Here is a 12,786-nt window from a genome sequence, read left to right as displayed (position 1 = left end):
TGCGAATACCGTGCCGATGCAACGGAGCAGGCGCAGCCGCATGGTCAGCCATCGGCGCGCGACGGTGCACAAAATCTGGCGAGCCCGAACGAACCGCGGCGCTCAAACCAGCGCCCTGCCCTTCAGGCGTTCAAGTATGCCGAGCGGCGCACATTCGGGTTGCACCATTGCCTTGACCGGCAGGAAGAACGTCTGCTCGAGCATGAACTGACCGGACATCACCGCATGCGAAGTCTGATCGGAGAAGCACACCCACACGCTACCCGGCGGAAACGGCATGGTCTCCTGCGGACTTGTCTTCTGATATTCCATGTCGGCCTTCATGCCGTCGTGCAGATGGAGCATCAGATGGTCGTACTCGCTGCGCGGCGATTTCGTTACGTGCAACAGATTCAGCAGCCACGCTGCGCCCGGCATTTGCGGCTTGATGCGCGGCAGAAAGCGTTTGGCCATGTCCTCGAACGGTTCGCCGACTCGCCACACGCGCGGCACGCCATTCGGATTGACGTTGGTGAACACGCGCAGAATGCGTTCGCCATAATTGGGCCGCGACGGAAAGGCGTCCACATGCAAGCGGCTATCGTCTTTGCGCCATGACGTTTGCCGTGTTTCGACCTGATGCAGCCGCAAACTCGTGGGCGCGACGCGCAGCTTGCCGTTGTATTCGGGAAAGAGCCCGTCGACAAGCGTGCGCGCATTCGTTTGATAACGCGCGATCAACGCGCGCACCGCGGACTGGGTGACGGCGTTGCCGGCCACGCCATGCAATGCGCCGCCGTTCGGTTCGAGGCTGATGTTCTTGCGGTTCGGATCGGCCAGCGCGGGGTCGAGCAGCGCCTGCTCGCCGCCTTCAATCGCGAAACGCAGGTTGGGGAAATACAGCACCTTGCCGCGTTCGACTCCGGCGAGCAGCGTCTCACGCGGCACGGACAGGTTGCGCGCGTGCCAGTCGGCATTCGCTACTTCGATGATCTGGGTTTCGTTCATGATCGCCCTTGGAAACGGATGACGCGTGAGGCGAAGCGCACCGGACGAATCACAACAGTCCGAAGCCGGCAAGCGCGGACTTCACCTGTTGCAGCGTGGGCGGTTGCCCTGCCGTGCCGAGATTGACGACGTTCGGCGACCAGTAGCCGCCGGTGCGCCACGCGGTCGCGAAATTGTACAACTCGACCGTGGGCCGCTTAAGCGCCGCCGCGATGTGAACCAGACCTGTGTCAACACCGACCGTCGCGGCCGCGCCTTCAATCAGACCGACCACCGCGGGCAACGACAGCCTGGGCGGCACGATGGCCGCCGCGCCGAACTCTTTCGCGAGACGCTCGCTCGTCTCGCGCTCGGCCTCGCTGCCCCAAGGCAAGACGATTGACGCGCCGCGCCGCACGAGCGATTGCCCCAGCTCGATCCACGCGGTATCGGGCCATTGCTTGTCGGCACGCGAGGTTGCATGCACGAACACCACGTAAGGCACCGGAAGATTGAGATTCGCCGCCGACAACGCCAACGCGGCGCGCCGCGTGTCGATGCCAAAATCGATGTCGTCGGTAGGTTGCGGCTTCGGGTCGTTCAGCGCCGCCGCCACCAGTTGCCGCGTGCGCTCGACCACGTGCGTGCGCGGCTCGATCGGCACGCGCTTGTCGTAAAAGAACCGCACCGGCCATTCAAAACCCGCGCCGTCAGTGCGATTTGCAAGGCCGACGAGCGGTCCGCGCGCCATCTTCGCGACCCACGCGGTCTTGATGAGCCCCTGGCAGTCGATCACCAGATCGTAGTTCTCGGCGGCGAGCGCACGTCGGAATGCGCTTATCTCACGCCAATTGCCGATCGACAAGATGCGCTTGCGCCAACGGCGCAGCGACACGGGAATCGCGCGCCGCACGCCGGTCACGAGTTCGACGAGCCCCATGAAGCTTTCCTCGACGAGCCAGTCGATCTGCGCCTCGGGATGACGGCGCCGGATGTCGGCGATCACCGGCATGTTGTGAACGACGTCGCCCAACGACGACACCCTCACGATCAATATCTTTTGCACGCTCAAGAGTGGGAAAACCGGTTATCCGGCCCGAAGATGCATTGAAAGAAGTCCAACGAAATCTAACGCTTCGCGTGCGACTTCCAGCGAGAGACGACAGAACGTAGACGTTATGTCACCAGGACGGCAATTCTAGCGCGACCCGGCAGACTGGCATGAAAAAACGCGGCGCGGTAAGTGAAACCCGCGCCGCGCTCTGGCCGATGGCCACGGCTCGCCAGCAACGCCAGCAATGCCAGCAATGCCAGCGCAGGCCCGCCGTTCGAACGTTTAGAACGGCAGCTTTGCGTCGGCCTTCTCCGCGAGAATCACGCGGCGGAAGTCTTCCTGAATGCGCTTGAGTGCCGCGTCGTTATCTGCTTCAAAACGCATGACCACGACCGGCGTGGTGTTCGACGAACGCGCGAGGCCGAAGCCGTCGGGGTACTCGACGCGCAGGCCGTCGATCTTCACGACGTCGTCGGCGCCGGTGAACTTCGCATTCTGCTGCAAGCGGGCGATGAGTTCGAAGTTCTCGCCTTCCTCGAGTTTCAGTTGCAGTTCGGGCGTGGAGTTCGAGTTGGGCAGCGAGTTGAGCAGCTTGCTCGGGTCTTCCACGCGCGTGAGGATTTCCAGCAGACGCGCGCCCGTGTACAGGCCGTCGTCGAAACCGTACCAGCGGTCCTTGAAGAACACGTGGCCGCTCATTTCGCCCGCGAGCGGCGCGCCGGTTTCGCGCAGCTTCGCCTTCACGAGCGAGTGGCCGGTCTTCCACATGAGCGGCTCGCCGCCCTTGTCCTTCACCCACTTCGCGAGATTGCGGGTGCACTTCACGTCGTAAATGATCTGCGCGCCCTTGTTGCGCGACAGCACTTCTTCGGCGAACAGCATCAGTTGGCGGTCCGGATAAATGATCTGGCCGTCTTTGGTGACGACGCCGAGGCGGTCGCCGTCGCCGTCGAAGGCAAAGCCGATTTCCGCGTCCGTTTCCTTCAGTGCGCGAATCACGTCCTGAAGGTTTTCCGGATGCGCCGGATCCGGGTGATGGTTCGGGAAGTTGCCGTCGATTTCCGTGAAGAGTTCGACGAGTTCGCAACCGAGCTTCTTGAAGAGCTTCGGCGCGAGGCCGCCGGCGACGCCGTTGCCGGTGTCCACGACGATCTTGATCGGGCGCGTGAGCTTGACGTCGCTAGCAATGCGCTCGAGATACGCATCGGCAATGTCGTACTCGGCGTAGGTGCCGCTGCCTTCGGAGAAGTTTTCGTCGACGATGCGCTGATGCAGCGCGAGAATCTGCTCGCCGTAAATCGCGGAGCCGCGCAGCACCATCTTGAAGCCGTTGTAGTCCGGCGGATTATGACTACCGGTCACGACAATGCACGAATCGATACGCCGTTCGCCGCCTTCGAGTTGCAACGGCACGCTCGCCGCAAAGTAGCCGACCGGGGTGGGCACCATGCCGACATTGACGACGTCGACGCCGGCCGCACGCAGCCCGTCCGACAATGCCTGGATCAATTCCGGGCCCGACAGGCGACCGTCACGCGCGACCACCACGGCGTCGCCGCCTTGTGCACGCACTTCGCTGCCGAACGCACGGCCGATCGAGCGCGCTGCATCGGCATCGAGCGTCTTGCCGATTACGCCGCGAATGTCATATGCCTTGAAAATAGATTTGGAGATCATGTTGGCTCACTTGCGTGCAATGGAAAATTTTGACCGGCGCAGTCATGCTGAATCGGTAAATCATAGCGATCGGACATGATGCTGCGCCCTTGCCGGAAGCAATCCGGTTCCAACTTATAATTGCGCTTTTCGGACCAGCCTGGTAACACCATTCTAATGCTTAGACGCCCTCCATTTGTAAAGTTGCCAAGGCCGCCCGTGCCTCGACGGCCAGCCAGGTGGGCAGACTCGCGCCGAACGCATTGGCGGGCACTTACCGGATGCTGACGCTCAAGCGCTTTGCCAATCCCGACGTCACGCGCGCCTTCACGAACATTGTCTGGCTTGGCCTTGAACGGCTCACGCAAATCGGCGTGGCCATTGCAATCAGCGGCATGCTCGCGCGTTACTTCGGGCCGGACACGTTCGGCAAATGGCAATACGCCAATACGCTGCTGCTGGTGCTGTCGCCTATTACCTGGGTATGCGGCGCAGAGATTCTCGTGCCCACCATTGTCGAACGGCCTCCCGCGCAGCTCGGCACCGTGCTCGGCAGTGCGTTCGCACTGCGCTTTTCGGTCTCGGTCGCAGCATTGCTGCTGACGTGGCTCGGCATTGCGCTCAATCTGTTCGATCCGCTCGTCGGCGCGATGCTCGCGGGGCTCGCCGTCACGATGCTTTTTCGCGAACCGTTCGTCGGCGTGATCAATGCGTGGCTGCAGAGCATGACGTACAGCAAGCCGCAATTGCTCACCAGCATGAGTACGGCGGTGATCAAGGCTGGCTTCGTCTATCTGCTCGTGCGCGCCGCCGCGCAACCCACGCGCTTCGGCTGGCTGTGGGCGCTCGAGTCTGCGGCCATCGGCAGTGTACTGGTGGTCTATTACATTCGTCGGCATGGCGGCAAGCTGCGGTTACATTTCGACCGCTCTCTCTTCAAGCACTTCGCGAGCGCGGGCACGGTGTTCTGGCTCGGCCTGATCTGTATGTATCTGTTCCTGAAACTGGATCGGCTCATGTTGGAGCGGGCCATTTCGTTCGCCGATCTTGGCCGCTATTCCGCCGCGCAGCAGTTGAACGAGAACTGGATCACGCTTGCGCTGATGCTCGCGCAGACCATCGCGCCGGCGTTCGTCTACCGTGTGCAGCAGGCCGCACAGTTGCGCCGCAACGTCTGGCGCCTTACCGCAATGACCGCCGCGTTGATGGTCGCGGGTGCCGCGGTGCTCGATCTGCTCGCCGGCTTTATCATTCGCCGCGTGTTCGGGCCGGGCTTCGAAGGCGCGATCGAAATTTTCCGCTGGGCGGTATGGCTCTCCGTGCCCGCCGGCATCGAGGCAATCGGCAATCTGGTCGTTCTCAAATATCAGGCGAAGTTCGTGTTGCTGTTCAAATGGCTGCTCGCGCTAGCCGTTGCGTTCGTCGTCAATCTGCTGGCTATTCCGCGGCTCGGCGCTTATGGCGCGCTCGTGGGCCTTGCATGCGGTTATCTCGCGGCGGCGTCGGTTAATCTTTATTACATCCGTTTCAAATTGCACCCATGACGCTTACCGCCGTCGACACGCCGCCGCACTGCCTCGATGACGTCGCGGTGCTGATGCCCGCCTACAACGGCCAGGCCGACGTCGATCTTACGCTCGCGTCGTTCAATGAAAGTGCGCTGGTGCACGTTCTGATCGTCGATGACGGCAGCACGCCGCCCATCGTCGCGCCAACGCTTGCGAACCTGCAAATCGAAGTGTTGCGCATGCCGCAGAACGGCGGCATCGAGCGTGCGTTGCAAACCGGTATCGACGCGCTTGCGCAGCGCGGCTTTCGCTATGCCGCTCGTATAGACGCGGGCGACCGCAGTGTGCCGCAACGGCTCGCGAAGCAGCGCGCATACATGGAAGCGCATCCGCAAGTGGCCGGGCTTGGCATGTGGACGCAGGTGGTCACGCGCGCGGGCGCACCGCTTTTCATGCTGACGCCGCCCGCCGAACCCGCGGCGATTCGCCGACTGCGGTTCTTCCGCTCATGCCTCGCGCATCCTTCCATGATGCTGCGTATCGACGCCGTGCGCGCCGTCGGCAATTACCGCGCGGCCTATCCGTCGGCGGAAGACCTCGATCTGTTCGTGCGTCTGATGGAACGTTACGACTGCGCGAATCTGCCGGAGCTGGGTCTTTACTACGAACTGAACGAAGGCGGCATCAGCGCGACGAGACGCCGCCGCCAGGTGCTCTCGACACTGCGGCTGCAACTGCGCTACTTCAACGTCGCGAATCCCTACGACTGGTTCGGCCTCGCCAAAAATCTGCTGCATCTCGTGACACCGTACCGCGCGTTGCAGCGGGTCAAACGCAGCCTGCTCGCGCCGCGCGCGAGTCATTGATCCGCATTGTCACGTCCGTTCGCCCTTTCATTCACCGCCGAGCACGTTCCCGCATGAAGCCAGCCTTGAAGTCGACGCCCGCGTTGCGCATTACACTCGTGTGTAACACCGCCTGGGCAATCTATACATATCGGCAAGGGCTGATTCGCATGCTGGTGCGACGCGGCGTCGACGTGACGGTGCTCGCGCCGCGCGACCGCACGTTCGAGTTGCTCACGGCCATGGGCTGCCGCTGCATCGAATTGCCGGTCGCCTCCAAAGGCACCAATCCGCGCGACGACCTGCGCACGCTGTACTCGCTGTATCGCCATTACCGCGCGATCCGCCCGCACGTGGCGCTCCATTACACGATCAAGCCGAACATCTATGGCTCGATAGCCGCGAAACTGGCGGGCGTGCAGTCTGTTGCGGTGACGACAGGGCTCGGGTATGTGTTCATCCAGCGAAGCCGCGCCGCGCTGGTGGCCAAAAAGCTGTATCGTTTCGCGTTCCGTTTTCCGCGCGAAATATGGTTTTTGAATCGCGACGATCAGACAGCGTTTGTCGAACAGAATTTGTTAGTGCATCCTGAACGCGCCCGGCTGTTGCACGGTGAAGGCGTCGATCTCGAACAGTTCGGCTTTACGCCTCTGCCCGAGCGCGCGGGATTCAAATTCGTTCTGATTGGCCGTTTGCTGTGGGACAAAGGCGTCGGCGAATATGTGGAAGCTGCACGGCAGCTTCGCCAACGTTATCCGCAGGCGCGTTTTCAGCTGCTCGGTCCGGTCGGCGTCGACAACCCGAGCGCGATCACGCGCGACGAAGTGGCGGCCTGGGAACGGGAAGGCATCATCGACTATCTCGGCGAGGCGCATGACGTACGGCCTTTTATCGCCGATGCGGATTGCGTCGTCTTGCCGTCGTATCGCGAAGGCGTGCCGCGCACGCTGATGGAAGCGTCGGCCATGGGCCGGCCGATCGTCACGACCGACGTGCCGGGCTGCCGCGAGGTGGTAGCACACGGGGTCAATGGACTGCTTTGCAAAGCGCGCAGCGCGGAAAGCCTCGCCGCGGCGCTCGCCGGAATGCTCGATATGAGCGGCGCCGAGCGCCGCGCCATGGCAGAACGCGGCCGGCAGAAAGTCGCGCAGGAGTTCGACGAACGCGTCGTCGTCGAAACGTATAAGGACCTGGTGCAGAAAATGACAGGCGTTTTACTTTAACGGAGCAACAGCATGACCACGAAGGGCACGATTCTGGTAACGGGCGGCGCGGGCTTCATCGGTTCGCACACCTGCGTTGAACTGCTGAACGGTGGCTACGACGTCGTGGTAATCGACAATCTCGTGAATAGCAACCGCGAGTCCCTGCGGCGCGTGGAGCGAATCGCAGGCCGCGCCGTTGCGTTCTACGAAGCGGACGCACGCGACGAGGCGGCGCTCAACCGTGTTTTCGACGCGCACCCGATTACCGGCGCCATCCACTTTGCCGCATTGAAAGCGGTGGGCGAGTCGGTTGCGAAGCCGATCGAGTACTACAGCAACAACGTGGGCAGCCTGCTCGCGCTGCTCGGCGTGATGCGCGATCGCAACGTGAAGCAGTTCGTGTTCAGTTCTTCGGCGACGGTGTACGGCGTGCCGAAAAGCTCGCCTATCGACGAATCGTTTCCGCTGTCGGCCACGAACCCGTATGGTCAATCTAAGCTGATTGCCGAACAGGTGTTGCGCGATCTCGAAGTCGCCGATCCCTCGTGGCGCATTGCTACGCTGCGCTATTTCAATCCGGTCGGCGCGCATGAAAGCGGGCTGATCGGCGAAGATCCGGCGGGCGTTCCTAACAACCTGATGCCGTATGTCGCGCAGGTCGCGGTCGGCAAGCTCGACAAGCTACGCGTGTTCGGCGGCGACTATGAAACGCCCGACGGCACCGGTGTGCGCGACTATATTCACGTGGTGGATCTCGCGCGCGGGCATCTGGCCGCGCTCGATGCGCTCGTCAAACGCGACGCGAGCTTCGTCGTCAATCTCGGGACGGGCCAGGGCTACAGCGTGATCGACGTCGTGAAGGCGTTCGAAAAGGCGTCGGGGCGGCCGGTGCCGTACGAAATCGTGGCGCGCCGTCCGGGCGATGTGGCGTCATGCTTCGCCGATCCGCGCGCCGCATTGGAACTGCTCGGCTGGCGCGCGGAGTTCGGCATCGAAAGAATGTGCGCGGATCACTGGCGGTGGCAGTCGGCGAATCCGGACGGCTTTAACTGATCCGGTCGCAAGAAGGTCGCGGGCATGCGGTGAAAGACGGCATGTCCGCCTCTTTCCGCTTCACGTCCCGCTTTGCCTTCTGGATTCTCCTTGGCCCCAGTTCAACTCCAGCGCTACCTGTTTCCCTACTCCTTCACATGCGCCGCCGCACTCTGGTTAAGCCGCTATCCGATGGACTGTCGATCAGAGTCAGCCCAAGCCGACCCGCCCAGTCATTTTTGGAACGTCGTATGGTCTAATGCCAGCAACCGCCTTTCGAATTCTGCACCGCGCGAGGCAGTTCCTAATGCGAAACGATGCGACTATCGCTGGAACCTATCGGTTCGAGCTAACAGCCAGAATAAGACCATTTGGATGAACCCTCTAAGCCGAACTTTGATTCGAGTTCGCATCGTCACCGTTGGCGTTGACACGAACGCGTCAAGGTTAGGCCAGTGATACAGTTGTCTCGCGGAGGAAGCGACTGTCTGTCAACTGAGCTCATGCTGGATGCCTCCTTGCCAGACTGCACACCTGGATCAAATTTGAGGCAGATCAGACAGCAGACTATCAGTTAGCCGAACAGCCGGAAACGGACCGTTCGAAGCCGAACTCGCTTCAAAGACGAGCCGACTAGGCGCTTCGCCGTCGATGCTGTCTTATAAGGCAGCAGTCGGATCCTTAACAACCGCATACCGCGGTGCGATGTCGACGACAACATGGGAAGGGCTCTGGGGCCTAGCGCTATAGACATCGGTCGCACTCCGTCGCCTTGCTTGCCCGATGTGTCGGTCAGCTTTCACCTCATTGATTATCTTACGCTGGTGACGCGGCACCACTGATAGGGAGATGTGCCCCCGCCGATGTGGGCTTTGTAAAGCTTACAGGAGCTGGCGTCGAGCACAAATCCATAGTTCGCAAGGACAGCTTTAGAATTAACGACCTCAGTCGTGTTTTTGGCCTGGTCGTACTCGCCATGTGTCCAGTAGCCAGGAATCAGGGCATACAGCGGTCCTCCCCTTGCGCGAGCCATGACGTGGACCTTATTGTCGTATGCTGGCCTTGCCTGTGGAAATGCTGAGACGACAGCGGCGAATGCAACGTTCTCAGGGAAGAGCGCGACCATCCAACCGAGTGGCGGGTCGCCCGAGGTCAACAGCACTGTCGTGTTCTCCGGCGTTGGAAGCGGCGGCAGGTCAATCGAAAATGTCTTCTTGCTCCATGCCTCGTGGCCCCACGAACGCGCACCGCCAATCAACACGATGAGCGAACATATGACGAGCATCGTTCTCGATACGCCAATCGCTCTCCGGTACGTAAGCATCTGGCCGACTAACATGTAGACGACGAGCGGCAAGCACAGTTCGATTCCAACGAGATACCGTTGAATGCTAAACAGCTTCATCCATACCAGATACCCGATCGCGACGTACGCGACCACGTACCGACCTCGTCCGGGCAATTGAGGCGCTGCGACTCCCTTCGCTTTTCGAACCGCCACGGTCAGGGCCCAGCAGCAGAAACACGCGTATGCTACGGCCCATATCGCCTGATGCAGGCGCGCTTGTCCGACACGGTAAGGATTGAGCGAGAAAATAAAAGGAAAGACGATCGCTTCGAGGAAGCTCTTCGGAAGCCAGCCAGTGTCAACAACTGACACCGGCGAGGTCAGCGCGCTAGGGAAAACGGAACTGAACTGCGGATACAACGGGTTGCCGTACCGGTGCCAAAGCTCGACGAACCAGAAACCGCCGGTCGTTGCAAGGCCAGTTAGCACGCCGACGCCAAATACGAATGCCGCGCGCAGGCGCGAAGGTATCGACACTTGCGCGAACAGGAGGCCGCCGCATAGCGCAACAGAAAAGACAGCTGTCGTCAGTTTGAGTCCGGCACCCGCCCCGGACACGAATCCGGCGAGAAGCAGCGTCGCGATCACGGGTATGCGGAACTGGGCCAGTCGCGGCCAGACGTGCAGCACGATGAGCAAAGCGCCGAGACTTGCGAGCGATGTCGTGTTATCGCCCATCGTGTTACCGATCGCTGAAAGAAAGTTAGCGGTGACGCAGCCCGCGAGTGCAAGCCAGAATGCCGTTCGATAACGGGTTGCCTCGGGAACATGACTTAGCGTCACAAGGCAGACACCGAGCAGCAGGGGGAAATTCAGCCCGTGAACGACGCCCATCACGAACCCGATGACCATCGCAGGCAGATGCATCGCCATGAAGTAAAACGGAACATCCAACAGCGGATTGAAATAGCTTTGCATCCCGGCGGGCGCAAGATCGATCGATAACTTCCCGTGAACGAACGCAAAGGCGTTGTATAGGTGATAGTTGCGCAGGTCCCAGTTTGAATCGGCGCCCTTACTAAGTGAGTACAGTCCAAAGATGATCGGAACGATCCAACACGCATGCTTCACAGCGCGAGGGCTGTTGATGCTGAGGCCTCGAAGCCAATGCGTTCGGTTCTGCACGGTCGTGGTATTCATTTGGGTGCGTAAGGTACGGCCTAATTTCGGAAGGCCCAGAATTTGGCTGCGAAGAAATTGACGAACATCCCTGCGAGCGATCCGCAGGCGACCCCGATCAGCGGCAGCCATGAACTACGTGGCCCGCTTATGATGATGAGCGAATACACCGCGTAATTGATGCTTGCGCCGCTCAACATGGACAGCAGGTAGCGCCACCATTCGGTCCAGGCGGAACGCTGCCCCCGGTCACGGAAGGTGTATTGACGATTGATCCGCCAGGTCACCCACACGGCGGCCAGAAACGATACGACCCGGCCGAAGAATGGACCGGATCGGCACGCAAGCGCAAAGTACAGGACACCAGCATCCGCCGCGAATCCGATGGCGCCTGCAATGGCGAATCGGATGACCTGCGACTTCATCATGCCCGACGGGGACCAGGGATCGCCAGGTAGGCGAGGCGCTTCGATTCCGCTCGTCCGTGGGTGACGGTGTCAAGGACGATACCGCATACCAGCAGGATTGCGCCGAAGAGCATCAGGGCGACGCACATCAGTGCTGTCGGCAAGCGCGGTACGAGACCTGTGCGGATGAACGTGTCGAACAACGGTATGGCGAGCAGGACGGAAATGAGGGCGCACAATCCGGATCCGAGCGAGAAAAACGCCAACGGCTTCTCTGTCTTCAAAAGCTTGGCGATCGTCATGAGGATCCGGAAGCCGTCGCGGTAGGTGTTAAGCTTGCTGGCTGACCCTTCGGGACGGGATTTGTACACCGTAGCCGTTTCCGCTACGGGCATGCGAAGCTCGAGCGCATGGACGGTCAGTTCCGTTTCTGTCTCGAAGCCCGAGGCGTGAGCAGGAAACGACTTCACATAGCGACGCGAGAAGACCCGGAACCCCGAGAGCATGTCTGTGAAAGTCCGGCCAAAGATGGACGATACACAGCGTGTGAGGAGGACGTTCCCGAAACGATGTCCGAATCGATAAGCAGCGTGCTCTTCGGAAACCCGAATGCCAACGACCATATCGAGCCCCTCCGCAAGAAGGGCGTCGATCATCGCCGGCGTTGCATTCGCATCATAGGTGTCATCACCGTCGACGAGCACGTAGATGTCTGCCTCGACGTCGGCGAACATTCGCCGGATGACGTTTCCTTTGCCGCGCGGCGCCACCGTTCGGACATGAGCGCCAGCATTCTTCGCCACCTCAACCGTTGCGTCGGTCGAGTTGTTGTCGAACACGTGTACTTCACATCCGGACACAACAGCTTTGAAATCCCGCACTACGGCAGCGATCGTTGCGGCTTCGTTAAGGCAAGGGATGAGAATGGCAATGCGATGTGCAGTCTGTGCGGACATTCTGTGATGGAGAAATGCTCGGGTTACGGCATGCGACCACGCGTTCCGCAGCCGCATAGGCGGCCACGGACTGAGCGGATAACTCGCCAGGTAATTGGTCTATTTTAATAGAGTTTCGTTGAGCGCAACGAACTTGAACCGTGACGAATGGAGCCACGGTGCCGCTCCCCGCCGCAGAATCCTTCGCAACTGGGCAGGATGGCGTGCCATGTAATTTGGTAAGAGAAGCGGACTGACAGCCACGCCCGGGTGGTGATAGTCATCGAAGCGATAGATCGGAAGGCATCGAAGCCCAAGCTGCACGTGGTTGGTAGCAAGTACGCCGTAAGTATGCACAGTGTCGACTGCGGGATAGTTGCTGTCCAGACGTTGCAGCATCGCGGCGACGGGTGGATGCTGTTCGCGCTTGATCGAAGCGTCAAACTCGCAGTTATGACGACATACCGGCATAAAAGCGGAATGACTTTTGCGATGATTGGCGAAACCACCGGGAAAGTGGGCGGCCTTTCAACCGGTCGCGCTAACGCATGAGCCGTACCGCGTTTTCGATTTATGGACGGCTTCGGCGCCTCACTATTGAGAGCAGTTGGCGAGACGCAACAGCTATTCGCGGCATCTGGGCGCTTGCGGGCGGACGCATGTTGGAGATGAGCAATCTGCTGCACCGCGAAGTGTCGCGTACCGATTCAG

The 12,786-nt window shown here is 60.6% G+C and carries 10 protein-coding genes; 4 read left to right on the top strand and 6 right to left on the bottom strand.

The genetic code is table 11. The features are described from left to right. Positions 1-102: 102 nt before the first annotated feature. The 3 genes from kdoO to OH764_RS03250 form a co-directional block, all read right to left on the bottom strand. Entirely contained in the window at positions 103-987 is an 885-nt protein-coding gene (gene kdoO / locus OH764_RS03260) for a Kdo hydroxylase KdoO (RefSeq protein ID WP_020065109.1), read from the bottom strand. 49 nt (positions 988-1,036) lie between these two features. Further along, positions 1,037-2,038: a lipopolysaccharide heptosyltransferase I gene (gene waaC / locus OH764_RS03255; protein ID WP_498848004.1), complete on the bottom strand. Its 1,002-nt coding sequence runs from the start codon at positions 2,036-2,038 to the stop codon at positions 1,037-1,039. A 264-nt stretch (positions 2,039-2,302) separates the two neighbouring features. Next, the gene (locus tag OH764_RS03250) at positions 2,303-3,697 is read right to left on the bottom strand and encodes a phosphomannomutase/phosphoglucomutase (RefSeq protein ID WP_027775745.1); all 1,395 of its coding nucleotides are present in this window, start codon (positions 3,695-3,697) and stop codon (positions 2,303-2,305) included. A gap of 260 nt (positions 3,698-3,957) precedes the next feature. Between OH764_RS03250 and OH764_RS03245 the strand changes: the two genes are divergently transcribed. Genes OH764_RS03245 through galE form a run of 4 tightly spaced genes read left to right on the top strand, consistent with a single transcriptional unit; the run spans position 3,958 to position 8,287 of the window. Further along, a complete protein-coding gene (locus tag OH764_RS03245; RefSeq protein WP_498848743.1) occupies positions 3,958-5,220 on the top strand; it encodes an MATE family efflux transporter in 1,263 nt (420 codons plus the stop codon). Continuing rightward, complete coding sequence (locus OH764_RS03240; RefSeq protein ID WP_131318428.1) at positions 5,217-6,050, top strand: glycosyltransferase; 834 nt, start codon at positions 5,217-5,219, stop codon at positions 6,048-6,050. The genes OH764_RS03245 and OH764_RS03240 overlap by 4 nt, the downstream gene beginning before the upstream one ends. A gap of 53 nt (positions 6,051-6,103) precedes the next feature. Further along, complete coding sequence (locus OH764_RS03235; RefSeq protein ID WP_498848003.1) at positions 6,104-7,252, top strand: glycosyltransferase family 4 protein; 1,149 nt, start codon at positions 6,104-6,106, stop codon at positions 7,250-7,252. Between the two features lie 12 nt (positions 7,253-7,264). Beyond that, positions 7,265-8,287, top strand: a complete 1,023-nt coding sequence (galE, locus tag OH764_RS03230; protein ID WP_317020955.1) for a UDP-glucose 4-epimerase GalE — start codon at positions 7,265-7,267, stop codon at positions 8,285-8,287. A gap of 790 nt (positions 8,288-9,077) precedes the next feature. Here the strand turns inward: galE and OH764_RS03225 are convergent. Genes OH764_RS03225 through OH764_RS03215 form a run of 3 tightly spaced genes read right to left on the bottom strand, consistent with a single transcriptional unit; the run spans position 9,078 to position 12,096 of the window. Next, on the bottom strand, positions 9,078-10,865 hold the full coding sequence (locus OH764_RS03225) for a hypothetical protein (protein WP_498848002.1): 1,788 nt from the start codon (positions 10,863-10,865) through the stop codon (positions 9,078-9,080). Then, complete coding sequence (locus tag OH764_RS03220; RefSeq protein ID WP_498848001.1) at positions 10,775-11,161, bottom strand: GtrA family protein; 387 nt, start codon at positions 11,159-11,161, stop codon at positions 10,775-10,777. The genes OH764_RS03225 and OH764_RS03220 overlap by 91 nt, the downstream gene beginning before the upstream one ends. Next, entirely contained in the window at positions 11,158-12,096 is a 939-nt protein-coding gene (locus tag OH764_RS03215) for a glycosyltransferase family 2 protein (protein ID WP_498848000.1), read from the bottom strand. Before OH764_RS03215 ends, OH764_RS03220 begins: the two co-directional genes overlap by 4 nt. Positions 12,097-12,786 lie beyond the last annotated feature (690 nt).

Source organism: Burkholderia sp. M6-3, assembly GCF_050858985.1.
Lineage (GTDB): Bacteria > Pseudomonadota > Gammaproteobacteria > Burkholderiales > Burkholderiaceae > Paraburkholderia > Paraburkholderia caledonica.
This window is presented reverse-complemented; position numbering and strand designations above follow the sequence as displayed.